Origin of the sequence: Solwaraspora sp. WMMA2059 (genome assembly GCF_027497315.1) — a bacterium.
Lineage (GTDB): Bacteria > Actinomycetota > Actinomycetes > Mycobacteriales > Micromonosporaceae > Micromonospora_E.
This window is the reverse complement of the sequence record NZ_CP114908.1, coordinates 5,262,646-5,286,224: the sequence shown is the minus strand read 5'-3', so window position 1 is coordinate 5,286,224 and position 23,579 is coordinate 5,262,646. Positions and strand designations below refer to the sequence as shown.

22 protein-coding genes and 3 tRNA genes are annotated in these 23,579 nt (G+C 71.6%); 23 read left to right on the top strand and 2 right to left on the bottom strand.

Translation table 11 applies throughout. From position 1 onward, the window contains the following. Positions 1-67: 67 nt before the first annotated feature. Both O7553_RS24250 and O7553_RS24245 read left to right on the top strand, forming a co-directional pair. A complete protein-coding gene (locus O7553_RS24250) occupies positions 68-604 on the top strand; it encodes an NADH-quinone oxidoreductase subunit B (protein WP_281555732.1) in 537 nt (178 codons plus the stop codon). Between the two features lie 111 nt (positions 605-715). Next, positions 716-2,035, top strand: coding sequence for a DUF2252 domain-containing protein (locus O7553_RS24245; RefSeq protein WP_281551920.1), 1,320 nt, complete (start codon positions 716-718; stop codon positions 2,033-2,035). Positions 2,036-2,048: 13 nt separating this feature from the next. Here O7553_RS24245 and O7553_RS24240 read toward each other — a convergent pair whose 3' ends face one another. Then, entirely contained in the window at positions 2,049-3,086 is a 1,038-nt protein-coding gene (locus O7553_RS24240) for a glucose 1-dehydrogenase (RefSeq protein WP_281551919.1), read from the bottom strand. Between the two features lie 164 nt (positions 3,087-3,250). Between O7553_RS24240 and O7553_RS24235 the strand changes: the two genes are divergently transcribed. The 13 genes from O7553_RS24235 (at position 3,251) to O7553_RS24175 (ending at position 17,639) form a co-directional block, all read left to right on the top strand. Further along, positions 3,251-3,583, top strand: a complete 333-nt coding sequence (locus O7553_RS24235; RefSeq protein WP_281551918.1) for a YciI family protein — start codon at positions 3,251-3,253, stop codon at positions 3,581-3,583. After that, positions 3,580-4,866, top strand: a complete 1,287-nt coding sequence (locus tag O7553_RS24230) for a DUF6596 domain-containing protein (RefSeq protein ID WP_281551917.1) — start codon at positions 3,580-3,582, stop codon at positions 4,864-4,866. Before O7553_RS24235 ends, O7553_RS24230 begins: the two co-directional genes overlap by 4 nt. Positions 4,867-4,925: 59 nt before the next feature. Continuing rightward, positions 4,926-5,630 carry an NADH-quinone oxidoreductase subunit C gene (locus tag O7553_RS24225; protein ID WP_281551916.1) on the top strand — a complete coding sequence of 235 codons (705 nt, stop codon included), beginning with the start codon at positions 4,926-4,928 and terminating at the stop codon, positions 5,628-5,630. Beyond that, on the top strand, positions 5,630-6,595 hold the full coding sequence (nuoH, locus tag O7553_RS24220) for an NADH-quinone oxidoreductase subunit NuoH (protein WP_281551915.1): 966 nt from the start codon (positions 5,630-5,632) through the stop codon (positions 6,593-6,595). The genes O7553_RS24225 and nuoH overlap by 1 nt, the downstream gene beginning before the upstream one ends. Beyond that, positions 6,592-8,370, top strand: coding sequence for a hypothetical protein (locus tag O7553_RS24215; protein WP_281551914.1), 1,779 nt, complete (start codon positions 6,592-6,594; stop codon positions 8,368-8,370). The genes nuoH and O7553_RS24215 overlap by 4 nt, the downstream gene beginning before the upstream one ends. Before the next feature lie 126 nt (positions 8,371-8,496). Continuing rightward, entirely contained in the window at positions 8,497-9,108 is a 612-nt protein-coding gene (locus tag O7553_RS24210; RefSeq protein ID WP_281551913.1) for an NADH-quinone oxidoreductase subunit I, read from the top strand. Beyond that, positions 9,105-9,671, top strand: a complete 567-nt coding sequence (locus O7553_RS24205; RefSeq protein WP_281551912.1) for an NADH-quinone oxidoreductase subunit J — start codon at positions 9,105-9,107, stop codon at positions 9,669-9,671. Before O7553_RS24210 ends, O7553_RS24205 begins: the two co-directional genes overlap by 4 nt. Beyond that, entirely contained in the window at positions 9,671-10,066 is a 396-nt protein-coding gene (gene nuoK / locus O7553_RS24200) for an NADH-quinone oxidoreductase subunit NuoK (RefSeq protein ID WP_281551911.1), read from the top strand. The genes O7553_RS24205 and nuoK overlap by 1 nt, the downstream gene beginning before the upstream one ends. After that, a complete protein-coding gene (locus O7553_RS24195; protein WP_281551910.1) occupies positions 10,063-11,955 on the top strand; it encodes an NADH-quinone oxidoreductase subunit L in 1,893 nt (630 codons plus the stop codon). Before nuoK ends, O7553_RS24195 begins: the two co-directional genes overlap by 4 nt. A gap of 16 nt (positions 11,956-11,971) precedes the next feature. Continuing rightward, the gene (locus O7553_RS24190; protein ID WP_281555731.1) at positions 11,972-13,555 is read left to right on the top strand and encodes an NADH-quinone oxidoreductase subunit M; all 1,584 of its coding nucleotides are present in this window, start codon (positions 11,972-11,974) and stop codon (positions 13,553-13,555) included. Next, a complete protein-coding gene (locus tag O7553_RS24185; RefSeq protein ID WP_281551909.1) occupies positions 13,552-15,162 on the top strand; it encodes a proton-conducting transporter membrane subunit in 1,611 nt (536 codons plus the stop codon). The genes O7553_RS24190 and O7553_RS24185 overlap by 4 nt, the downstream gene beginning before the upstream one ends. Positions 15,163-15,305: 143 nt before the next feature. Beyond that, positions 15,306-16,193: a zinc metalloprotease HtpX gene (htpX, locus tag O7553_RS24180; RefSeq protein ID WP_281555730.1), complete on the top strand. Its 888-nt coding sequence runs from the start codon at positions 15,306-15,308 to the stop codon at positions 16,191-16,193. 171 nt (positions 16,194-16,364) lie between these two features. Next, positions 16,365-17,639 carry an MFS transporter gene (locus tag O7553_RS24175; RefSeq protein ID WP_281551908.1) on the top strand — a complete coding sequence of 425 codons (1,275 nt, stop codon included), beginning with the start codon at positions 16,365-16,367 and terminating at the stop codon, positions 17,637-17,639. 6 nt (positions 17,640-17,645) lie between these two features. Here the strand turns inward: O7553_RS24175 and O7553_RS24170 are convergent, their stop codons facing one another. After that, positions 17,646-18,140 (bottom strand): YajQ family cyclic di-GMP-binding protein, encoded by a 495-nt coding sequence (locus O7553_RS24170; protein WP_281551907.1) that lies wholly within the window; start codon positions 18,138-18,140, stop codon positions 17,646-17,648. Between the two features lie 165 nt (positions 18,141-18,305). Here O7553_RS24170 and O7553_RS24165 point away from each other — a divergent pair. The 8 genes from O7553_RS24165 to O7553_RS24130 all read left to right on the top strand — a co-directional run bounded on the left by O7553_RS24165 (position 18,306) and on the right by O7553_RS24130 (position 23,573). Continuing rightward, positions 18,306-18,389, top strand: a tRNA-Tyr gene (locus O7553_RS24165). Positions 18,390-19,306: 917 nt separating this feature from the next. Next, complete coding sequence (locus O7553_RS24160; protein WP_281551906.1) at positions 19,307-19,522, top strand: hypothetical protein; 216 nt, start codon at positions 19,307-19,309, stop codon at positions 19,520-19,522. Positions 19,523-19,550: 28 nt separating this feature from the next. Further along, on the top strand, positions 19,551-22,076 hold the full coding sequence (locus O7553_RS24155; protein ID WP_281551905.1) for a bifunctional diguanylate cyclase/phosphodiesterase: 2,526 nt from the start codon (positions 19,551-19,553) through the stop codon (positions 22,074-22,076). 117 nt (positions 22,077-22,193) lie between these two features. Beyond that, positions 22,194-22,266 (top strand) — tRNA-Thr (locus tag O7553_RS24150). A gap of 25 nt (positions 22,267-22,291) precedes the next feature. Beyond that, positions 22,292-22,364: transfer RNA gene (locus O7553_RS24145), tRNA-Met, on the top strand. Between the two features lie 134 nt (positions 22,365-22,498). Next, on the top strand, positions 22,499-22,666 hold the full coding sequence (gene rpmG, locus O7553_RS24140) for a 50S ribosomal protein L33 (RefSeq protein WP_046567246.1): 168 nt from the start codon (positions 22,499-22,501) through the stop codon (positions 22,664-22,666). A 63-nt stretch (positions 22,667-22,729) separates the two neighbouring features. Continuing rightward, complete coding sequence (locus O7553_RS24135) at positions 22,730-23,179, top strand: MaoC family dehydratase N-terminal domain-containing protein (protein ID WP_281551904.1); 450 nt, start codon at positions 22,730-22,732, stop codon at positions 23,177-23,179. A gap of 1 nt (position 23,180) precedes the next feature. Further along, on the top strand, positions 23,181-23,573 hold the full coding sequence (locus tag O7553_RS24130; protein WP_281551903.1) for a MaoC/PaaZ C-terminal domain-containing protein: 393 nt from the start codon (positions 23,181-23,183) through the stop codon (positions 23,571-23,573). Positions 23,574-23,579 lie beyond the last annotated feature (6 nt).

Below are 23,579 nucleotides of genomic sequence, written 5' to 3'. Positions count from 1 at the left end.
CGAACTGTGGTTGACTGGGTGGCACGGACGTGTGGGAGCAGGGGCCGGAGGAGGTGGTGGCGGAGTGGTGCAGGTGCCGGCGGTGCTCGGTGAGCCGATCCGGTTCGTGCTGAACTGGGGTCGCCGCTACTCGCTGTGGGTGTTCAACTTCGGCCTGGCCTGCTGCGCGATCGAGTTCATCGCCACCAGCATGGGCCGGCACGACTTCATCCGGCTCGGGGTCATCCCGTTCGCCCACGGGCCGCGCCAGGCCGACCTGATGGTGGTCTCCGGCACGGTCACCGACAAGATGGCGCCGGCGATCAAGCGGCTCTACGACCAGATGCCCGAGCCCAAGTACGTCATCTCGTTCGGTGCCTGCTCCAACTGCGGCGGCCCGTACTGGGACTCGTACTCGGTGACCAAGGGTGTCGACCAGCTGATCCCGGTCGACGTGTACGTGCCCGGCTGCCCGCCCCGGCCCGAAGCCCTGCTGCACGGCATCCTGCGGCTGCAGGACAAGATCGCCGCCGAGCGCTCCGGCATCGGCGGCGTGCACCGGCCCGACCCGCTCGCCTCGCCGGTCGACCGGCTCACCGCACCGGTCGTCAAGCCGCCGAGCTGAGCCGGCCCGCCAGCCAGAACCAGACCGACCGGCGAGCTGACCCGGCGTACCGCCGGGATCTGACCCGGCGCTCAGTGGCGCGGTTGCTGAAACGCGGTAGCCTGCGCGAACGTGAGTGATTCTCAGCGCGCGACGCAGATCGTCGACACCCTGACCGCCGAGTTCGGCGAGCTGATGGCGGTGGACCCGGCCGCCTTCCGCCGCAAGTTCCGCAAGATGGCCGCCAGCCCGTTCGCGTTCTACCGGGGCACCGCCTGCCTGTTCTACGCCGACCAGACCGAGCCCGACGGGCCGTTCAACGACGACAGCTTCTGCGACAAGCAGACCAGCCGGGTCTGGATCCACGGCGACCTGCACGCAGAGAACTTCGGCACCTACATGAACGGCTCCGGCGAGCTGGTCTTCAACGTCAACGACTTCGACGAGGCGTACGTCGGCCCGTTCATCTGGGACCTGCGCCGATTCGCCGCCAGCCTCGCCCTGATCGGCTACGCCAAGGCGCTCTCCGACGAGATCATCGGCACCCTGGTACGCGAGTTCGCCACCGCCTACCTGGCCGAGCTGCGGGCCATCGTCGCCGGCGGCGAAGAGGCCATCGGCTCGATCACCCTGGCCAACGCCACCGGCGTGCTGCGCCACGTGCTGCAGGAGGCCCGGCTCAACACCCGCGTCGGTCTGCTGGAGAACCTCACCACCATCAACGACTACGAGCGGCGGTTCATCATCCGCGACGGGGTGTACGAGGTCGACGACGACACCCGGGCCGCGGTCACCGCCGCCTTCGCCGACTACCTGGCCACGCTGCCGCACCGGGCCGGCGGCGGTCGCGCCGTCGCCGCCCAGATCAAGGACATCGTGCTGCGCAAAGGCGTCGGCATCGGCTCGGCCGGGCTGCCGTCATACAGCATCCTGCTCGAAGGCCACACCCAGGCGTTGGAGAACGACGTCGTCGTCTACATGAAGCAGGCCCAGGTGCCGGCCGTCGCCCGGCACGTCCACGACGAAGGTGTCCGGTCGTACTTCCGGCACCAGGGCCACCGGACCGCCGAGTCGCAGCGGGCGCTGCAGGCCCACGCCGACCCGTGGCTCGGCTACACCGAGCTGGCCGGCGTCGGCCAGCTCGTCGCCGAAGTCTCGCCGTACGCCGCCGACCTGGACTGGTCCGACGTCAACGAGCAGGCCGAGCTGACCGGCATCGTCACCGACCTGGCCCACTCGGTGGCCCGGATGCACTCGGTCGCCGACGACGAGTCCAGCCACGACCTGGTCGACTACTCCACCGAGGAGGCGATCGTCGCGGCGATCGACGCCGACGAGGCCGGCTTCGTCGCGGGCCTGGTCGACTTCGCCCACCGGTACGGTGCCCGCGCCCGCACCGACCACCGGATCTTCGTCGACCTGTTCCGCAACGGCCAGCTGCCCTGGGTCTGAGGGGTCGAAACGGTCAGAACTCGATGACCGTCTTGATGCCTTCCTCCTCGGCGTACGCCCGCTGGTAGTCGTCCAGACCGTACCGGTGGGTGATCATGCTCGTCAGCCAGTCGTTGTCGGCGCGGGCCAGCGCGTCGGCGGCCTGCTGCCAGTGCCGGCGGTTGGCGTTGACCGTGCCGAAGATGACGTTGTTCTTCAACACCAGGCACCGGTTCAACTCGTTGAGGTCCAGTTCGGTGTGGTGGGCGTGGGTGTTGATCCCGGTCAGACAGCCGATGCCGTTCGGCGCCAACCTGTTGAACACCTCACGCACCACCGGCGGCGCGCCGGTGCACTCGATGATGACGTCCGGGTCGAAGTCCAGCTCATCCACCGGCACCGCGTGGTACGTCGCACCCAGCCGGCGGGCCAGCTCCGGCTTCGGCCCCGACGTGCCCCGGGCCAGCACATGCGTCTCCAGACCACGCTGCACGCCCAGCAGCGCCGCCAGCAGCCCGATCGGGCCGGCCCCGGTGACCAGCACCCGCCGCGGCGCCCAGAAACCACGCGCGCCGATCCGGTCGACGTGGTCCCAGGCCTTCGCGACCACACTGGTCGGCTCCAGCAGCACCCCGGCCAGCCCCAGCTCCGGCCGCAGCGGTACGGCGTACTCGGCCGGCACCCGCCACCGCTGCCGGGCGAACCCGTCGATGCCCTTGATCCCGCACTCGGTGTACCGCCCGTTGGTGCACATGTCCCACTCGCCGGCCGCGCAGTACCGGCAGGGCACCGGATCCCGGTGCCGGACGATCCCGGCGACCAGGTCACCCGGCCGCGTCGTCCCGCTCGGATCCTCGATCACCCGGCCCAGCGACTCGTGGCCGAGGACCAGCGTGTCCCGGCCCGGCGGCGGTTCGCCGTAGTCACCGGCGAGGATCTCCCCGTCGGTGCCGCAGATGCCGACCGCGACCGCCTCGACCAGCATCTCACCCTCGTCGGGTGACGGCTCCGGCGCGTCGTCGACGAGCCGCAGCGAGTCGGCCTTGCCAGGGGTGACAGTCAGCGCACGCATGCCGGCGGGTTGCCCCGTACGGCGGGGAGCTACACCGCGAAGCCGGGCTGAGTTTCGATCGCGGCACGGGCGTCGTGTCGGATCGCGGCCCTCGCGCGCGTAATGAGGATGGGGCAGCCTCCGGAGGGCGGCCACCTGAAGACAGCTGCAGACAGGAGACGACCATGACGCAGTACCTGATCTCCGTGCTGGACGAGGCGACCGGTAGCGCTACGCCCACCGAGATGGCCGCGATCGACGCCTTCAACGAGCAGCTTGTGGCCGACGGTCACTGGGTGTTCGCCGGTGGCCTCGCCGCACCGTCCACCGCCACCGTCGTCGACGGCCGCGCCGAGGAGGCGGTGATCACCGATGGACCGTACCTGGAGTCGAAGGAGTACATCGCCGGCTTCTGGGTGATCACCGCACCACATCTCGACGTCGCGCTGCGGCTCGCAGCCCTCGGCTCGAAGCATTGCAACCGCCGAGTCGAGCTGCGGCCGTTCCTGGCCGCATGACCGACGTGGACGAGGCCGTCGCCGGGGCCTACCGAGCCCACTGGGCCCGGCTGGTCGCGACCCTGACCAGGCGCTTCGGCGACCTCGATCTCGCCGAGGAGATGGCCGCCGAGGCGTTCGCGGCCGCCGTGCACCGCTGGCCGGTCGATGGTGTCCCAGCGAACCCCAACGGTTGGCTCACCACGACCGCCCAGCGCAAGGCCGTCGACCGCATCCGGCGGGACATTCGGCGCGGAGACAAGCACCGGGAGGCGCTGATGCTGTCCGGCCCCGCCGAGCAGCTCGGCGCGATCGACGACGACCGGCTCCGCCTCGTCTTCACCTGCTGCCATCCGGCACTCGCCGTACCGGCGCGGGTCGCGTTGACGCTCCGGCTGGTCGGCGGGCTGACCGTCGCCGAGATCGCCCGCGCCTTCCTGGTCCAGGAGAGCACCATGGGCCAGCGGATCACCCGCGCCAAGGCGAAGATCAAGGCCGCGAGGATCCCGTACGGTGTGCCGCTGCGCGCGGATGTCCCGGCCCGGGTCACTGGCGTGCTCGCCGTCCTCTACCTCATTTTCAACGAGGGTTACCTGACCTCGGACCCGGACCGGGAGGCGGTCCGCACCGACCTGACCGGCGAGGCGATCCGGCTCGCCCGGCTGGTTCACGCGCTCCTACCGGCCGACGGCGAGGCGGTCGGACTCCTGGCGCTGATGCTGCTGACCGAGGCACGCCGACCCGCCCGGGTGTCGGCAACCGGTGTCCTCGTCCCCCTCGCCGAGCAGGACCGGGGCGCCTGGGACTGGGACCTGATCGCCGAAGGTCACGGCTTGGTCCGGGCACGCCTGGCCACCGGCCAGGCACCGGGGCGTTACCAGCTCCTGGCCGCGATCAACGCGGTCCACACCGATGCCCGCGACATCCGCGACACCGACTGGTCGCAGATCGTCGCGCTCTACGACCAGCTGGTACGGCTCGACCCCGTACCGATCGTGCGGCTCAACCGGGCGATCGCGCTCGCCGAGATCGACGGCCCGCAGGTCGCCCTGGCCGAGGTGGACGCGTTGCCGCTGGACGGCTACCACGCCTTCCACGCCACCCGGGCGGAGCTGCTGCGTCGGCTGGGCCGCAGCGGACCGTCCCGGGCGGCGTACGGAAGGGCCATCGAGCTGTCCCGCAACACTGCTGAGACCGCTTACCTCGTCCGTCGCCGCGACCAGCTGACCGGTCGTGTGGTTCGTCCTGCCCCGGCTGCGCCTGCTCCGGGTGAGGCAGACCTGCCCGGCGCGTTCGCGCCCTGACCTTCGCCATGGTCCGCAGGGGGCGGTCTCCGGCGCACCGCGCCCTTAGGATCAGACCCATGACCCCCGACGAGATCGGCGCGCACCTGGTCAGCCTGCTCGACCAGCCGGCGGCTGCGTCGGAGGCAGCGCAGGTCACCGCGCAGGTCACCGCCACGGTCTCCGGCGGCGGCGACCGGTACGCCCGCGCCACCGTCGACGTACCCGCCGACAGCTGGCCGGCCGCGCTCGCCGCCGCCCGCGACGACGCCGACCTGGCCTGCGACTTCTTCGACTGGCTCTCCGCGGTCGACGAGCTCGACGACGGCTTCGCGATCGTCGCCCACCTGTGGTCCACCCGGCACCGGCACGGCCTGCTGCTGCGCACCCGGGTGCCGCGCGAACGCCCCGAGCTGCTGTCCGTGGTCGACGTGTTCCCCGGCGCCGACTGGCACGAGCGGGAAACCTACGAGATGTTCGGTGTCCACTTCGTCGGCCACCCGGCCCTCACCCCGCTGCTGCTGCCCCCCGAGTTCGAAGGCCACCCGCTGCGCAAGGAGTTCGTCCTCGCCGCCCGGGTCGCCAAGCCGTGGCCGGGTGCGAAGGAACCGGGCGAACCGGCCGGCGGCGGCGGGGGAGCCCGGCGGGCCCCGATGCGGCCACCGGGCGTACCGCTGCCGACCGAATGGGGTCCGCAGGCCGCCAGGTCCGCGCCCGACGCCGACCCCGACGCGGCCGGCAGGCCCGACCCCGACCGACCCCGACCCGGCGGGGGTACGGACTGATGCCGCTCTGGCTGGAGTTGACGATCCGGGTCGGTGCCGTCGTCGTCGCGTTCCTCACCCTGCCGCTGCTCGTCGGGCAGCTGGAACACAAGGCGATGGCGCACATGCAGGGCCGGCTCGGCCCGATGTACGCCGGTGGCTTCCACGGCTGGGCGCAACTCATCGCCGACGGCGTCAAGTTCGTGCAGAAGGAGGACATCACCCCGCGTGAAGCCGACCGGCCGGTGTTCCGGCTCGCCCCGGCGATCGCCCTGGTGCCGTACCTGCTGGTCCTGCTCGTCATCCCACTCGGGCCGGGTGACCTCGTCGGCCAGCCGCTCGACGTCGGCCTGTTCTTCGTCCTGGCCGTGATGGGTGTCGGCGTCGTCGCCGTGCTGATGGCCGCCTGGGCGTCGGCCAACAAGTACAGCCTGCTCGGCGGGCTGCGCGGCGCCGCCCAGCTGCTCGCCTACGAACTGCCGCTGGTGCTCGCCGCCGCCAGCGTCGCGATGGCCGCCGGCACCCTGTCGCTGTCCGGCATCGTCGAAGCGTGGCGGCCCTGGTGGCTGCTCTGGCAGGCACCCGCCCTGATCGTGTTCTTCCTCGCCGGCATGGCCGAGATCCGCCGCCCACCGTTCGACATGCCGATCGCCGACTCCGAGCTGGTCTTCGGCTACCTGACCGAGTACACCGGGCTGCGGTTCGCGTTCTTCCTGCTCGCCGAGTACGCCGGCATCGTCGTCATCGCCGCGCTGACCACCGTGCTGTTCCTCGGCGGCTGGCAGGGGCCGTTCGGCGTCGAACAGCTCGGCTGGCTGTGGACGCTGCTGAAGGTCTTCGCCGTCGCGTTCGTGATCATCTGGGTGCGGGTGTCGTTCCCCCGGCTGCGCGAGGACCAGCTGCAACGGTTGTGCTGGCTGGTGCTGGTGCCGCTCGCCCTGGCCCAGCTGGTGCTCACGGCAGGGGTGAAGGTGGCCATCGGATGACCGGTGCCACGTCCACCCAGGAGCGTGTGGACGGTCCGGCCGACCGGCCCGACGAGCCGCCGCCGGCCGGCAGCGGTGGGCCGTCGGGGGACCGGCTACGCCAGCCGCCCCGGGACCGGCTGCGCTGGCCGGCCCGGATCGCCCTCGCCGTGACCCTGGCCGTCGGCGCCGCCGGGCAGATCGCGGTCTGGGCCGCCGGCAACTGGCTGTGGAACGACGAGACAGCCATCGCCATCAACCTGCGCCGCACCTTCCTGGAACTGACCCGGGGGATGGAGTTCCAGCAGGTCGCCCCGGTCGGCTGGCTGTGGCTGGAGAAGACCCTGTGGTTGGCGTTCGGCGACGGCGAACGGGTGCTGCGGCTGCCGTCGCTGGCCGGCATGCTGGCCGTCCTGGTGTTGACCGCGATCATCACCCGCCGGGTGGTCGGGCGGTGGGCGGCGGTCGCCGCGACCGCGCTGATCGCCGCCGCGCCGATGATCCTGACCTACGTCGGCGAGCTCAAGCAGTACGCCGTCGAATCGGCGGTCGCCCTGGCGGTGCTGCTGCTCGGCGACCGGTACCTGGCCTCGGTCGGGCACCGCCGGGGCCGGTCCCGTTGGCTGCTCCCGGTCGGCTGGGCGGCGGCCACCTTGGTCGCCGTCTTCGTCAGCCTGACCGCGGTGCTGGTGCTCGCCGCCGCCGTCGCCGGCATGACCCTGCTGCTGGCCCTGCGCCGACGCTGGACCGACGTGGCGGTCCTGCTCGCCGGCTCCGCGCCGGCGGTCGCCTTCGCCGGCTACCTGATCGACCGCCGTCGCCGGTTCCCGTTCATGCCCGGCCAGTCCGACTACTTCGCCGACGGCACCCCGCCGGCCGGCTCCGGGCCGGTGGACATCCTCGCCTGGCTGCCCCGGATGTGGTCCAGCTTCGTCACGGTGACCCTGGACTGGCGTCAACCGCTGCTGGTCCTGCTGCTGGCCGTGGCCGGCGTCGCCGTGCTGATCTGGCGTCGCCGGTCGCTGTGGGCGGCGATGCTCGGCGGGACCCTGCTGGTGGCAGTGGCCGCTGCGGCGGCCCGTGGTCTGCCGCTCGCCGACCGGGTGGCGACCTGGCTGATCGCCCCGACGGTGATCCTGGTGGTCGCCGGCCTCGACGGCGGCGTACGGCTGGCTCTGCACGCCGGCACTCGGCTGACCTCCCGGGTCGGCACCGGGCTGACCTCGCGCGTTGGTACCGGGGCCCGGCGAGCCGGCCGGGTGGCGGTGGCGTCCGTGGTGCTGATGCTGGCCGTCGCCGTGCTGCCGGTGATCGCCCACCCGGCGGCCGTCGCGGCGTACCGGCAGGTGGTCGACCCACAGATGAAGGACGCCGGCCCCGCCGCGCTCGCCGACGTGGCCGCCCGTGCCCAACCCGGCGACCTCGTGCTGTTCTACTGGTTCAGCTACCGGATGGTCGTCTGGTACGGACCACGGCACGACCTGGCACCACACACCGTGCGGCTGTACCCGTCCGATCACGGCAAATGCGACCCGCAGGCGTTCGGCGAGTGGCTCGGTGACGTCGACCGCGTCTGGTACGTGCACGGCCGCAGCCTCAGCAGCGCGCCGGACGACTACCCGACCCGGGTCGCCGCCGAGTTCGCCGACTACGGCACCATCGTGGAGATCCGCGACTTCCCCGCCGACCGCTGGTCGACGGCGGCCTGGGCGCTGGTCGACCTGACCGCCGGCCCGGACCCGCAGCCGCCGGTCGTCGAACCGGATCCGGAACACGCCTGCCTCGGCCGCTGGTGACGGCGTGGCAATCGGCGACGGAGACCGCAGACAGCGGAGATCGACGGCAACGGAGATCAGATGCTCGCGTGCCCGGCACGGATTCGGCAGGATGAGGCGCATGGACCGACGCGGCGGACGACCGGCATGAGCGGCGAGGAGCACGACACCGGACACGGCGGCACCGGACACGGCGGTGCCGGGCGCAGCGAGGGCGGGCACCGCGGCGGGCACGGCGAAGGGCTGCTGAAAGGTCTGGCGACGACCTTCAAGACGATGGTCTCCCCGGCCCACACCCAGCAGTACCCGGACGTCGCCCCCGATCTGCCGCCCCGCTCCCGTGGGGTCATCGCGCTGCTGGCCGAGAACTGCACGGTCTGCATGCTCTGCGCCCGCGAATGCCCCGACTGGTGCATCTACATCGACTCGCACAAGGAGGAAGTGCAGGTGCCGGGTGCGGCACGGGCCCGGCAGCGCAACGTCCTCGACCGGTTCGACATCGACTTCTCGCTCTGCATGTACTGCGGCATCTGCGTCGAGGTCTGCCCGTTCGACGCGCTCTACTGGTCGCCCGAGTTCGAGTACGCCGAGTACGACATCCGGGACCTGCTGCACGACAAGGAACACCTCGGCGAGTGGATGGCGAGCGTACCGCCGCCACCGGCGCACGACCCGAACGGCGAACCGGCCAAAGAGGAGACCGCCGCCGCACGCAAGGCCGCCGCGCCCGGTCGGCCTGCCCGTGGGGCGACCACGTGACCGGTACGGACGTGCTGCTGCTCGCCCTCGGCGCGGTCGCCGTCGGTGCCGCCGCCCTGGTGGTGAGCACCCGGCACATCGTCCGCGCCGGGCTGTACCTGGTCGGCTGCCTCGGCGCCGTCGCCGGCCTGTACCTGGTGCTGACCGCCGAACTGGTCGCCTGGGTGCAGGTGCTGATCTACGTCGGCGCGGTCGTGGTGCTGCTGCTGTTCGCGGTGATGCTCACCCGCGCGCCGATCGGCGCCGCCACCGACCTGGACCGGCCCGGCTGGCCGGCCGCGTTGATCGGCGGCGGGGCCGGGCTGGGGCTGGCCGCGCTGTTCGTCGACGCGTACCGCTGGTCGCGGGTCGAGCTGCCCGACGCCGGCACCGCCGACCGGCTCGGCGCGGCCGTCTTTGGCAGCTGGGTGCTGCCCTTCGAGGTGCTGTCGGTGCTGCTGCTGTCCGCGCTGATCGGGGCGATCGTGCTGTCCCGCCCCGACGTCGGCGCGCAGCCCGAGCGGGCTGGGCGGGCCGGGCCGGGCGAGCCGGCTGGGCAGGCCGGGCCGGGCGGGCGCGGCTGATGCGCCCGGTCATCCCGTACCTCGTCGCCGCCGCGCTGTTCGGGCTCGGCGTCTACGGCGTGCTGCGCCGCCGCAACGCCGTCCTGCTGCTGATGTCGGTCGAGCTGATGCTCAACGCCGTCAACCTGGTCCTGGTCACCGCCGACACCACGGTGCGCGCCGCACTGCCGTACACCGGGCAGACGTTCGCCCTGTTCATCATCGTGATCGCCGCCGCCGAGGTGGGTGTCGGGCTGGCCATCGTGCTGCACCTGTACCGGCTGCGGTCCAGCGTGGTCGTCGACGACGTGCCACTCGACGGTGACGCGGACGGGCGGGCCGACGCAGACCCGCCGGCCGACACCGCTGCCGTGCAGGTTGGCAGCGTCGCCGAGCGGCAGGAGGTGACCCGGTGACCGGGTCGACCCTGGGCCACCTGCTACCCGCCGTACCGTTCGCGGCCGCCCTGGCCGGCCTGCTGGTCAGCCTGCGACCCGACCCGCTGACCGCCACCCGACGGCGGGTCGCCGCCGGGCTCGGCGTCGGCGGTGCCACCGCCGCGCTGGCCGTCGCCGTCGCGCTGCTGGCCAGTGGGGCACCGACCGTCGAGCAGTCCCGGTCGTGGGTCGACGTCGGCGGGCTGGCGGTCACCTTCGGCGTCCGGCTGGACGGCCCCGCCGCCCTGGTCGCCGTCGCGGTCGGCGCGGTCGCGCTCGCGGTACAGCTGTACTCCGTCGCGTACCTGGCCGGCGACGACCGCTATCCGGCGTACGCCGCCCAGGTGAGTCTGTTCACCGCCGCGATGCTGCTGGTCGTCGTCGCCGGTGACCTGATCATGCTGCTGGTCGGCTGGGAGGTGATGGGCGCCTGCTCGTACCTGCTGATCGCGCACGACCGGCGGCTGCCCGAGGCGCCGGCGGCGGCGATGAAGGCGTTCCTGGTGACCCGGGTCGGTGACGTCGGATTCCTGCTCGGCATCGCGGTGCTCGGCATCGGTGCCGGCAGCTTCCGCATCGCCGAGGTGCTCGCCCACGACTACCCGCCGGCCACGGTCACCACGGCGGCGCTGCTGCTGCTCGCCGGGGTGGCCGGCAAGAGCGCCCAGTTCCCGCTGCACACCTGGCTGCCCGACGCGATGGCCGGCCCGACGCCGATCTCCGCGCTGATCCACGCCGCCACCATGGTCGCCGCCGGGGTGTACGTGGTGATCCGGCTCTACCCGATCTTCGTCGCCGCCCCGGCCGCGCTGATCCTGCTCGGCGTGCTCGGCGTCGTCACCCTGCTGCTCGGCGCGTTCGCGGCGACCGCCGCCGACGACATCAAACGGGTGCTCGCCTGGTCGACCGTCTCCCAGCTGGGCTACATGACCGGCGCGTTGGCCGTCGGCTCCCCACCGGCCGCCCTGTTCCACCTGCTCACCCACGCCGCGTTCAAGGCGCTGCTGTTCCTCGCCGCCGGCTGCGTGATCCACGCCGTCGGCAGCAACCTGATGTCGGCGATGGGCGGGCTGCGCCGGCCGATGCCGGTCACCTTCGCCGCCACCGCCGTCGGGCTCGGCGCGCTCGCCGGGCTGCCGCCGCTGGCCGGCTTCTGGAGCAAGGAGAGCGTGCTGTACGCGGCCGCCGAAGCCGCCCGGCACCCCGGCGACGGGCCGGTGCCGGCGTGGCTGGGCTGGCTGGTCTGGACGGCCGGTCTCGTCGGGGTGGCGGTCACCGCCTGGTACGCCACCCGGCTGCTGCTGCGTACCTTCCTCGGGCCGTCCCGGGTGCCCGCCGGCACCCACCCGCACGACCCGCCGGCGCTGATGCGCTGGCCGGTGCTGGCCCTGGCCGTGCCGGCCGGGCTGCTCGGCCTGGCCGCGTTCAGCCCCACCTTCACCGGCTGGCTCGGTGCCCCGCCGGACGGGCTGGTCCACTTCGGTTCCGACCTGGTGCTGCCGGTGCTGCTGCTGGCCGTCGGCGTCGGCGCGGCGGTGTGGCTGCACCGACGTGACCCGGCCGCCGACCCGGCGCGGGCGCTCGGCCCGCTGCGGCCGGCGTTCGCGGCGGCGTTCTGGCTCGACGCGGTGCAGCGGGCCGTCGTGGTACGCCCGGTGACGGCGCTCGCCGCTGCGGCCCGGGTCGGCGACGAGTCCGGCGTCGACGGCGCGGTCACCGGCACCGGCCGGGCAGTGACCGGGCTGGGTGACTGGTTGCGCCGCCGGCACACCGCCCCGCTGCCCCGGGCGGTCACCATGGTCCTCGCCGGCGTACTGCTGATCGGGTTGGCGACCGCGGCCGCCGCCGCACTGGGGAGCGCGGGATGAGCGAGGGCCGCCGATGATGCCGTACGCCGACGACGGCTGGACCGTCGGGCAGCTCGCCCTGCTGGCCGTGCTGGTCGTGCCGGCGCTCGGCGCGCTGCTGCTCGCCCTGCCGGTCGGCGGGGACCGGGCCGGCCGGATCACCGGCACCGTCTTCGCGGCGGTGACCTTCCTGGTCAGCCTGCCGTTGCTGCGCGACCCGACCGGGGCCGGCTGGTTCGCCTACGGTCCACCGCTGGACGGCCCACCCGGGGTGCTGCCCTGGCATCAGCTCGACCTGCCCTGGGTGCCCGCCCTGGACCTGCGGTTGCACCTCGGTGTCGACGGCATCTCGTACCCGCTGGTGCTGCTCACCACCGGACTGACCCTGCTGTGCTGCGCGTACACCGTCTGGCGCGCCCCACACGGCCGCAACGGGCGGGCGTTGGTCGCGTTGCTGCTGGTCGTCGAGGTCGGCATCGTCGGCACCTTCCTCGCTCTCGACCTGGTGCTGTTCTTCGTCTTCTTCGAGGTCGTGCTGCTGCCGATGTACGCGATCATCGCCGGCTGGGGCGGCAGCGACCGTACCGCCGGTGGCGGCGACCGGGCCGATGGCGCGCACCGGCGGGCGGCGACCAGGTTCGCCGTCTACACCCTGGCCGGGTCGGTGCTGCTGCTGGTCGGCGTGGTGACCGTGACGACCGCCGCCGGCACCGCCGACCTGACCGTGCTCACCGGCGGCGACGGACTCGGCCGGGGCACCCAGCTATTCGCGTTCACGCTGCTGGCGCTGGCCTTCGCGGTCAAGGCACCGCTGTGGCCGCTGCACAGCTGGCTGCCCGACGCGCACAGCCAGGCACCCACCGTCGGCAGCGTGATCCTCGCCGGGGTGCTGCTCAAAATGGGCACGTACGGGCTGATCCGGGTCGCCGTCGGCGTCGCCCCCGAAGGAGCCCGCTGGGCCGCCCCGGTGCTCGGCGCCCTCGCCGTCGCCGCGATCATCGTCGGCTCCCTGGTGTGCCTGGCGCAGACCGAACTGAAACGGCTGATCGCCTACTCCAGTGTCGGACACATGGGGTTCGTGCTGCTGGGCATCGCCACGCTGAGCGCCACCGGCATCCAGGCCGCGCTGATCGGCAACGTCGCCCACGGCGTCATCACCGGCCTGCTGTTCTTCCTCGCCGGCGCGGTCAAGGACCGCTACCACACCGGCGAGCTGGCGGATCTCGGCGGGCTGCGGGAACGCTCCCCGGCGCTGTCCGGGCTGCTCGGCTACGCGGCGATCGCCTCCCTCGGCCTGCCCGGCCTGGCCGGCTTCTGGGGTGAGGCGTTCGCCGTCGTCGCCGCCTGGCAGCGCGGCGGGCCGCTGTGGACGACGCTGGCCGTGGCGGCGGCGGTCGGCGCGGCACTGACCGCCGCGTACCTGCTGCGGATGCTGCGCCGGGTCACCCACGGCCCGGCCGGGCCGGCGGTCCGGGACACACCCGTCTTCGCGATCAGCCGCCCCGAGGCGCTGGCCTGGGCGCCGCTGGTGCTGCTGGCGTTGGCCATCGGGCTGGTGCCGGCGCTGGTGCTCGGCGTCGCCGAGTCGCCGGTCACGATCCTGCTGGAGGTGATCCGGTGACCGACGGGACCGCCGCACAGACGATCGACCACCTGGCGCTGCTGCCGGCGTACCTGGCGGCGGCGACGGCGGTCGCGGTGCTGCTGGCCGACCTGTTCATCGGCCGGCGGGCGGTCACCGGGGCGGCCGCTGTCGCCGGCGCCGCCGGGGTCGGCCTCGCCGCGCTGGTGGCGCTGGCGCATCCGGCGCGGGCCACGTTCTGCGGTACGCCGTCCGGCGTACCCGCCGGGGGCGGGCTGCCCGACGGCGGGCTGCCCGACGGCGGACTGCCCGTCGGTGGGCTGGCCTGCTCGTACGTCGCCGACAGCCGGGCCGCCCTGGTCGCGCTGCTGTTCGCGGCGCTCACCGCCGGCGTGCTCGCGCTGTCCGCGCCGCTGCTGAACTCCGGTGCGGTGCCGGCCGGCGAGTACTGCTTCCTGCTGGCCTGCTCGATGACCGGCGGGGTGGTGCTCGGCGCCGCCGGGGACCTGATCACCCTGGTCGTGGCGGTGGAGACGCTCACCCTACCGCTGTACATCCTGGTCGGGCTGCGCCGGCAGCGGGCCGCCTCAGCCGAGTCGGCAGTGAGCTTCTTCGTGGTCAGCGTGGTGTCCACGGCGGTGGCGCTGCTCGGCGTGGCGCTGCTGTACGCCGCGTACGGCGCGGTGCACCTCGACCTGCTCGCCGGAGCCAGCGGCCTGGCCGAACCGGCCGGTACGGTCGTCGGCGGCTCGGCCGACGGGCAGGCCCGGCTGGCCCGGGTCGGCGTGGTGCTGCTGCTGACCGGCCTGGCGTTCAAGGTGGCGGCGGTGCCGCTGCACGCCTGGGCGCCGAAGACCTACGACGGTGCGCCGCTGCCGGTCGCCGCGTACCTGTCGACCGCGTCGAAGCTCGGCGGCGTGGTGGCGATCGTCGCGGTGGTGACCGAAGGGCTCACCCCGCAGTTGGCCGCGTCCGGGCCGGTGCTGGCGGTGCTGGCGGTGGCGACCATGACGGTCGGCAACCTGGTCGCGTTGCGGCAGCGGCGGATGGTGCGGCTGTTGGCCTGGTCGTCGATCGCGCAGGCCGGCTACATCCTGGTGCCGCTGGCGGCGGCCGCCGGGGTGGCCGGGCGGGGCGCCGAGGAGCAGGCGGTGGCCGTCGCGGCGGTCTTCGCGTACACCGTCTTCTTTGTGTTGTTGGAGCTTGCCGCCTTCGCTGCGGTGGTGGCGTTGCGACCGGCGGCCGGCGACGGCGGTCGGATCGCCGCGTATGCGGGCGCGGCCCGCCGCCGCCCGTGGGTCGGTGCCGCGCTGACGCTGGCGTTGATCGGGCTGGCCGGTCTGCCACCGGGCCTGGCCGGGTTGTTCGCCAAGGTGGCGGTGGTCCGGTCGCTGCTGGTCGGCGGGGCCGGCTGGCTGGCGTTGGTGGTTGCGGCCAACGCGGTCCTCGGCCTGGTCTACTACCTGCGGGTCAGTGCCACGCTGTACGCCCGGGTGCCGGAGCCGACGCCGCCCTCGGGTCGTGGCGTGCCGGCACCTGGTGGCGCGGTGGCGTGGCCAGTGGTGGCGACGCTCGCCGTCGCGACCGTTCTGGCGGTTTTGCTCGGGTTTGCACCACAGGTGGTCTTTGACGTCGTTGCGGGCTGAGTGCGAGTTCCTGCCTGAGTGAAACATGCCCGCCAGGTCTTGATTGACAGCCAACTCTCAGCTATTGCGGGATGTGCAGTGGGTACGTGGGCGTTGCACCTGCCGTGGGGTCCTCCAGATGACCCGGTGGAGAGGGAGTGAACGTGCACAGCCACCACAACGGTCTCAAGACGGCAGCCCTGCTCGGCCTGCTCACCGCCATGATCCTCGGCGTTGGCTACTGGTTCGGCGGCAGCGGCGGCTTGATGATCGCCGTAGGAGTCTCGCTGGCGATGAACGCCGGCACCTACTTCTGGTCCGACAAGATCGCGCTGCGCTCGATGCGGGCCCAGCCGGTCAGCGACGCGCAGTTCCCGGCGCTGCATCAGATGGTCCGGGAGTTGGCCGCCGAGGCCGGGCAGCCGATGCCCCGGCTCTACGTCAGCCCGACCATGCAGCCCAACGCGTTCGCGACCGGGCGTAACCCGGCCAACGCGGCGGTCTGCGTCACCCAGGGGATCGTGCAGATCCTCGACTACCGCGAGCTGCGCGGGGTGATCGGGCACGAACTGTCCCACGTCTACAACCGGGACATCCTGATCTCCAGCGTCGCGGCGTCGCTCGCCGGCATCGTCACCATGCTGGCCCACCTCGCCTGGTTCCTGCCGTTCGGCGGCGGGGACGACGACGAGGGCGCCAACCCGGCCGCGCTGCTCGCCATGCTGATCCTCGGGCCGCTGGCCGCGTCGATCATCCAGCTGGCGATCAGCCGTAACCGCGAGTACCAGGCGGACGCGTCCGGCGCCGCACTGACCCGCGACCCGCTCGCGCTGGCCAGCGCGCTCCGCAAGATCCACATGGGTACGCAGCGCATGCCGCTGCCGGCCGAGGGTCAGCTGGCCAGCTCGGCCCACCTGATGATCGACAACCCGCTGCGCAAGGGCGGGTTCGCCGCGCTGTTCTCCACCCACCCGCCGATGGAGCAGCGGGTGGCCCGGCTGGAGCAGTTGGCGTACGCCGGTGCCGGCGGCCCGGTGCAGCGCCGGTTGTGAATCCGCCTGTGTGAGCGGCCTCGCACCCCGTACCGGACCGAATCCGGTGGGGTGCGGGGCCGTCAGCGGGTTAGGGTCGGCAGGCCGAGTGGTCGTTACCGCCGCCGGCCCATCGGCCGGTCCGCAGCACGTCGGCCGCCGGTGCCACCAGCCGGTGAAGGGAACGGAACAGTGTCCGGATTGCGGAAATACGTCGCCGTCTGGCGCATCCCCGGCGGACCCACCCTGCTGATCCCGGGCGTCATCGGCCGGCTCAGCATCGGCATGACCCCGCTCGCCCTGCTGCTGGTGATCAGCGACTCCACCGGCCGGTACTCACTCGCCGCGATCGCCGGCGGCGTCTACGCCCTCGCCGGTGCGGCCCTCAGCCCGGTCGCCGGGCGGATCGCCGACCGGCTCGGCCCGAGCCCGGTGCTGCTGGTCACCGGGGTCGCCCACCCGGTCGCCCTGATCGCCCTGCTGTTCGCGACCCGCAGCGGCGGCTCGATCCTGGCCGTGTTCCTGGTGTCCGGCCTCGCCGGTGCCAGCTATCCGCCGCTCAGCGCCGCGATCCGGGGCGCCTGGAACAACCTGACCAGCCCGGCCAGTGGCCGCTACCCGCTGCGCAACACCGCGCTCGCCGCCGAGACCACCATCTTCGAGGTGGTGTTCGTAATCGGCCCGCTGCTCGTCGCCGGGCTCATCGTGCTCGCCGACGCCGCAGCCGCACTGGTCGCCGCAGCCGTACTCACCCTGGCTGGCACCACCATGGTGGCGCTCGGCCGGGCGATGCGTGGCTGGCGACCCCACTCACGGGAAGGCCACGCCCGGGGCCTCGGCCCGCTGCGGGTGCCCGGCTTCCCGGCGTTGCTGGCCTGTGTCGGCGGTCTGGGCATCGGCTTCGGTACGGCCGGCGTGGCGGTGCCCGCGTACGCCTCCAACTACCTGGGCACCAACGACGACGGCGGCAGCCTCGCCGGCGTACTGCTGGCCGTCTGGGCCGTCGGTAGCGCCACCGGCGGGATCTACTTCGGTATCCGCCGACCGGCGGTGGACGCCTCCCGTCAGTTCGCCTGGCTGCTCGCCGGGGTCGCCGCCAGCTTCGTCGTGTACGCGGTGATGCCGCACCCGCTGGCCCTGGGCGTGGCACTGACGCTCGGCGGTGCCGTGATCGCCCCGGCGCTGACCGTCGAGAACACCATGGTCGGCCGGATCGCCCCGGTCAGCATGCTGAACGAGGCGTACACCTGGGTTACCACCATGGCGGTCGGTGCCAGCGCGGCCGGCGGCGCGGTCGCCGGCGTGCTCGTGGACCGCGCCGGTGGCCCGGCGGCGGCCTTCCTGTTCGCCGCCGCCGCGCTCGCCCTGGCTGCGCTGCTGGCCGGCTGGCCGGCCGGTCCGATCAGCCGCGCCGAAGCCCGCGCGGCGGTCGACCTGGACCGGGCCCTGCTCGGCGGTCCGGCCTGAGCTGAGTCAGCGGTAGTTGGTGAACTGCAGGGCGATGCCGAAGTCCTCCTGCTTGAGCAGCGCGATGACCGCCTGCAGGTCGTCCTTCTTCTTGGCGGTGACGCGCAGCTGGTCGCCCTGGATCTGCGCCTGGACACCCTTGGGGCCGTCGTCGCGGATCTTCTTGCTGATCGCCTTCGCCTTGTCCGACTCGATGCCCTGGATGACCTTGCAGTCGATCTTGTAGGTCTTGCCCGACGAGCGTGGGTCACCGGCGTCCAGCGACTTGAGCGAGATGTTCCGCTTGACCAGCTTCTCCTTGAACACGTCCAGGCTGGCCTTGACCCGCTCCTCGGTCTCCGCCTGCAACGTCACGGCCTCCTCGCCGGACCAGGCGATCTCGGCGCCGGTGCCGCGGAAGTCGAAGCGGGTGGACAGCTCCTTCTCGGTCTGCCGGAGGGCGTTGTCGATCTCCTGCCGGTCGACCTTGCTCACGATGTCGAACGACGGGTTGGCTGCCATGGTCTGCTCCCTGCCAGTGCGGGTCTCGGACGGTGCGCGGGTCTCGGACGGTGTATCGGACGTTGCCGGACAGTTGACTCCCGCTGACGGTACCCGGTTGCGGGAGAGCCCCGTCATGCCGCTATCCTTTCCTGCGTCGCCTCGCGTGACGAGGCGGCACGCCCTGGCGGGTTGCCCGAGCGGCCAATGGGAGCGGACTGTAAATCCGTCGCGAAAGCTACAGAGGTTCGAATCCTCTACCCGCCACCAGGCGCACCAACAGCCCTTGACCTGCACCAACAGGTCAAGGGCTGTTGTCGTACGGGCCGGCGTGCCGTCCCGCCCGGTCCGGCCAGGTCCAGCCGTCCCCGGTTTCCGGGACCAAGGCTCCGGACCCAAGGTGCTCTGCGGACCCAAGGTGCTTCTGCGGACCTGATGCCACAGGTGCATCCTGATGCACCTGTGGCATCAGGCTCGACTGGTGCAGCCGACCCTGGGACTGTGACGCTGCGTCAACTAGTCGGCACTCATCGTTGCCAGCGGGTCTGGGGGCACGACAGGCCCGCGTGCCCGCCGGCTGGTGGGCACGCGGTGTGTGAACGGGCCATTGAGCGTTCGGCGAGTCGTCGACCCGCACCCCGGGTAGCGTTCTCGGTGGCAGTACACCGTTTGGGCTGCGTTTTCCGAACTGGCGAGTAGCCGCCGACACCGAGCCGTGACCGAAAAGGGTGCCATCGAGTGGTCGGCAGGGCTTAGCGTCGAGACCCGGCGACGGCCGTCGCCGGCTGATGACTCGGTTAGTTGACCCTTATCCCGAATTTTAGTTGCATAAAAGAGCAACAAATCACTTCCTTCGTTGATTCGTAATAAATCCGGCATGTCGGTCATGATATTAGCCCAGTAGCTTCGCTCAGTGCGGGGTTTGCCTAGTGTTCGTGCCTGCCAATCCTCTTCGCGGCGCCACCGGCTGTCGTCGAGCCGGATCACCAGCCGGAGCAGCAGCGGGACGAAAGCCGCAGGGCAAAGCCGCCGCTAAGGTTCTCCTCGTCCGATTGGCTAGGATGGGCGGTGCCGAAGGTGCAGGCCGGCCGCGTCAACCTACCGTTGGTGCGGTCCGGTGTGGCACCATCAGGACTCTGCCCCTCATTCGCGTAACTCATTCGCCTCCTTGGACGGGAGTCTGTAACATGCGTGGACACACGATGGGCCGCCGGCTCGGCAGGGTCGTCGCGGTCGCCGCACTCGGGATTGCTGTCTCGTTCACCGCTGGGACCGCCGCCCAGGCTGCCCAAGCCTGGGTTACGGTCGGTGACGAGGTGCCTGTGGTTTCCCCGGTGGACAAGTACGGCTTCGACGCCATGGTGGATTCGCAGGTCTCGCTCTACGACTTCAGCTGGACCTGATCGCCGCAGCCGACACCAAGGGGATCGAGTGCCAAGGCCACAGGCGATCTCACGGCATTCTTCCAGGCGGGCCTGGTTCGTAACCGGGCCACTCGCTCTGATAGCCGTACTCATCTCTGTGGCCTTGGCCATCAGCCACCCCAATCCGACCGGAGATTGGCCGCTGGGCCTGCTGTTCTTCGGGCTGTTCCTCGCCGCGCACGCGGCAATCTTGCTGTTCGAGGTGCGCCGGCAGTCGTTTACCCTGAACATCGGCGAGATCCCGTTTTTGCTCGGTCTGTTCTTCCTGCCGCCACTTACTCTGATCATCGGTCGGGTGCTGGCAGCCGTGGTCGGTCATCTGAGCCGGCGGCAGCCGCCCGTCAAGTTGTGGTTCAACGTGGCGAACGTGGCCGCCAGCACGTCCATCGCCACCGCGATCGTCGTCAACGCCGACGTGCTCGACGCCGCCGAGCCGCGTACCTGGTTGACGCTGGTCGGGGCGATGATCGCCTGCCAGATCATCACGCTGGTCGCCGTGCTCGTGGTGATCACCCTTGCCCAGGGCCGGTTGTCCACCAAGGAACTCACCACCACGACGGTCCCTGCCCTGGTCGTCGCCTCCATCAACATCACCTTCGGTCTGGTGGTGCTGATCCTGCTGGCGCAGAGCGACTGGGCGCTGATCCTGTTGGTCGCGCTGATCACCTTCTTCGTGCTGGCCTACCGGTCGTACGCGAAATCACTGCGGCAGAACCGCACGCTCTCCGAGATCTACGCGTTGACCCGGGCGATCGCCGACACGCCGCACGACGGGACGATCGTCGACGTACTGCTCAAGCGGGTCCGCGAGGTGCTGCAGTCCGAGTACGCGACACTCTGGCTGCCGAAACAGGGGCGGTATCCCGAGGTGCTGCTGTCCGCGACCGCCGACGGGCAGGGGCTGGTAGACACGGTCGGCGCCCCGGAATCGATCCGTGAACACGTCTTCGAGACCGGAAGTTCCCTGGCCGTCGGCGCGAAGTTCGGCGACGGCCCGTTCGACACCGCACTTCGGAAGTGGGGTGCCAAGGACGCCGTCGTAGTGCCGCTACGAGCCGGTTCCCTGGTGATCGGCTGCCTGGAGGTGTCCGGCCGGCTCGGGGACATCTCCCACTTCGGGCCGGGTGACCTACGGCTGCTGGAGGCGATCGCCGTGCACGCCGCGGTCGCCGTGGAGAACTCGCGCCTGGTCGACCGGCTGCGCTACGACGCGGCCCACGACGGCCTGACCCGGCTGGCCAACCGCCGCCGGCTGACCGCAGCGCTCGACGAGTCGGTGGCCATCCGGACCCCGGGTGAGGTGGTCGCGGTTCTGCTCTTCGACGTCGCCGGGCTGCGACAGGTCAACGAGTCCCTCGGCCACGCGGCCGGGGACAAGGTCCTGGCCGAGGTCGCCCGGCGGCTGCGGGACCGCGCCCCGTCGGCCGCGCTGGTCGGCCGCAGCGGCGGAGACGAGTTCGTGGTCACCCTGCGGATGGAGGCTGCGGAGTACGCCGTACAGCTCGCGGTCGAGCTCCGTGACCAGATTCGCGACCAGATGGTCTTCGGCGCGTTGACCCTGGACGTCGACACCGTGGCCGGTGTCGCGGTACACCCCGACCACGGCAGCGACGCCGCGACACTGCTGCAGCGGGCGGACCTGGCCGCGACGGCGGCGAAGTCGGTGCCCGGCGGCGTCCAGCTGTTCAATCCGGCGTTGGAGTCCCGCTCGGTACGCCGGCTCGGTCTCGCCGGTGACCTGCGGGTCGCGCTCGATGAGATGCAGCTGGAGGTCTACTACCAGCCGAAGGTGACGCTGCACGGCCGCCGGCTGGTCGGGGTCGAGTGCCTGACCCGGTGGGAGCATCCGACGCACGGTTCGGTCTCGCCGGAGGACTTCGTCGCGGTCGCCGAACACACCGGCCAGCTCGGTCGGCTGACCGAGTTCGTGCTGCGCGAAGGGCTGCGCCGCAGCCGGGAGTGGAGCGTCGGTCAGCAGCCGTTGCCGGTGGCCGTCAACCTGTCCGCCCGTACCCTGACCGATCCGGAGTTTCCCGAGCTGGTCCGGACCCTGCTGGATGACGCGCAGGTCGCTCCGGAGCTGCTCACCCTGGAGATCGCCGAGGCCGGTGTGCTGGACGGCACGGACCGGCCGATGCCGACCCTACGGCGGCTGCGTGACCTCGGGGTACGGCTGTCCGTCGACGACTTCGGCACCGGCTACACCTCGCTGGCGCACCTGCGCCGGCTGCCGGTGCACGAGGTGAAGGTCGACCGGTCGTTCGTGCAGGGGATGGCGACCGATCCGGGGGACCTGGCGATCGTCAACGCCGTCGTGACGCTGTCCCAGCAGTTCGGCCTGACCGTGGTGGCCGAAGGGGTGGAGAGCGAACTGACCCTGGAACTGCTGCAGGACATCGGCTGCCAGGTCGGGCAGGGCTTCCTGTTCAGCCGTCCGTTGCCGTACGAGCGGCTGGCCGCCTGGTACGAGGCGCAAACCGACCCGGAGAGCCTGCAGTCCAGCGAGGTTCGTCGGCTGCGGGCAGTGCCCTGATCCCCGACCGGAAGGGCCCTGACCTGCGGCGGCGCAGACGGGCCAAGCTGATTTCACCTCGCGGGCGGGGCCGTGTACTCTTACCCGTGCGCATCCGCCCAGGCGGGTGGGTGTTCGGCCCCCTTAGCTCAGTCGGCAGAGCGTCTCCATGGTAAGGAGAAGGTCTACGGTTCGATTCCGTAAGGGGGCTCAGTGGGTTCCACTGGACCCGTCACGGCGGTGTAGCTCAGGTGGTAGAGCAAACGGCTCATAATCGTTGTGTCGCCGGTTCAAGTCCGGCCACCGCTACGGTCGGCTTCGCGGGTGAGGCCGGTGGTACGAAGTACGGGTGGGCGCCGCAGGCGCCCGCTTTGCATGTCCGCGCTGCCGCAGGCTACGCTGGCACGCTGTAGTTGTTCCGATAGCGAGGAAGGCACCCCGCCGTGGCCAAGGCGACCGACGTCCGTCCAAAGATCACTTTGGCGTGTGTGGAGTGCAAGGAGCGCAACTACATCACGCGGAAGAACCGCCGTAACGACCCGGACCGCATCGAGCTGAAGAAGTTCTGCCCCCGGGACGGCAAGCACACGCTGCACCGCGAGACCCGCTGACCATCGCCGTTCCGGGCGGCCCGCACGTCGTCCGGGTGCCGGCCAGCGGGTAGGTTGCTGCGCATGCCCATGGATCCGTCCTTAGTCGGTCGCAGTTACCCGCCCGGCGGTACGTACCTGGTGGGGCGGGAGAAGATCCGCGAGTTCGCCGTCGCCATCGGGGCCAGCGATGCCGTTCACCACGATCCGGACGTCGCCCGCAAAGCGGGCTATCCGGACGTGGTCGCGCCACCGACCTTCCCGGTAGCGGTCACCATGTCCTCGTCCGAGCGGGTGATCTCCGATCCCGATCTCGCGATCGACTACAGCCGGGTGGTGCACGGCGACCAGCGGTTCCGGTACGTCCGCCCAGTGGTCGCCGGCGACGAACTGGTGTGCACCGACACCATCGAGGAGATCATGTCCCGTGGCGGACACGACTTCCTGACCGTCCGTACCGAGATCGCCACTGCGGCCACCGGTGAGCCGGTGGTCACCGTCTGGATGAAGCTGGTCGTCCGGGGGGAGGACTGAGATGGAGCTGACTCCGCAACGGTTCCGGGTCACCCGGTCCGACCTCGTCCGCTACGCCGGGGCCTCCGGCGACTTCAACCCCATCCACTGGAGCGACCGGTTCGCCACCGGGGTCGGCCTGCCAGGTGTCATCGCCCACGGCATGCTCACCATGGCGTTGGCCGGGCGCGCGGTGACGCAGTGGGCCGGATCGGCGGACGCGGTGGTCGAGTACTCGGTCCGGTTCACCCGCCCGGTGGTGGTGCCGGACGACGACGAGGGCACCGAGGTCGAGGTGACCGGCGTGGTCAAGGGCACCACCGAGGACGGGTTGACCCGCATCGACGTGACGGCCGTCTGCGCCGGCGAAAAGGTGCTCAGCCAGGCCCGGGCACTGGTCCGTACCCCGCGCTGACGGCCG

Bases quoted from the DNA above. Each gene is read 5' to 3' on its own strand.
- O7553_RS24240 (WP_281551919.1), bottom strand. From the start codon at position 3,086: ATGCGTGCGCTGACTGTCACCCCTGGCAAGGCCGACTCGCTGCGGCTC.
- O7553_RS24235 (WP_281551918.1), top strand. From the start codon at position 3,251: ATGACGCAGTACCTGATCTCCGTGCTGGACGAGGCGACCGGTAGCGCT.
- O7553_RS24230 (WP_281551917.1), top strand. From the start codon at position 3,580: ATGACCGACGTGGACGAGGCCGTCGCCGGGGCCTACCGAGCCCACTGG.
- O7553_RS24225 (WP_281551916.1), top strand. From the start codon at position 4,926: ATGACCCCCGACGAGATCGGCGCGCACCTGGTCAGCCTGCTCGACCAG.
- nuoH (WP_281551915.1), top strand. From the start codon at position 5,630: ATGCCGCTCTGGCTGGAGTTGACGATCCGGGTCGGTGCCGTCGTCGTC.
- O7553_RS24215 (WP_281551914.1), top strand. From the start codon at position 6,592: ATGACCGGTGCCACGTCCACCCAGGAGCGTGTGGACGGTCCGGCCGAC.
- O7553_RS24210 (WP_281551913.1), top strand. From the start codon at position 8,497: ATGAGCGGCGAGGAGCACGACACCGGACACGGCGGCACCGGACACGGC.
- nuoK (WP_281551911.1), top strand. From the start codon at position 9,671: ATGCGCCCGGTCATCCCGTACCTCGTCGCCGCCGCGCTGTTCGGGCTC.
- O7553_RS24190 (WP_281555731.1), top strand. From the start codon at position 11,972: ATGCCGTACGCCGACGACGGCTGGACCGTCGGGCAGCTCGCCCTGCTG.
- O7553_RS24170 (WP_281551907.1), bottom strand. From the start codon at position 18,140: ATGGCAGCCAACCCGTCGTTCGACATCGTGAGCAAGGTCGACCGGCAG.
- O7553_RS24160 (WP_281551906.1), top strand. From the start codon at position 19,307: ATGCGTGGACACACGATGGGCCGCCGGCTCGGCAGGGTCGTCGCGGTC.
- O7553_RS24135 (WP_281551904.1), top strand. From the start codon at position 22,730: ATGCCCATGGATCCGTCCTTAGTCGGTCGCAGTTACCCGCCCGGCGGT.
- O7553_RS24130 (WP_281551903.1), top strand. From the start codon at position 23,181: ATGGAGCTGACTCCGCAACGGTTCCGGGTCACCCGGTCCGACCTCGTC.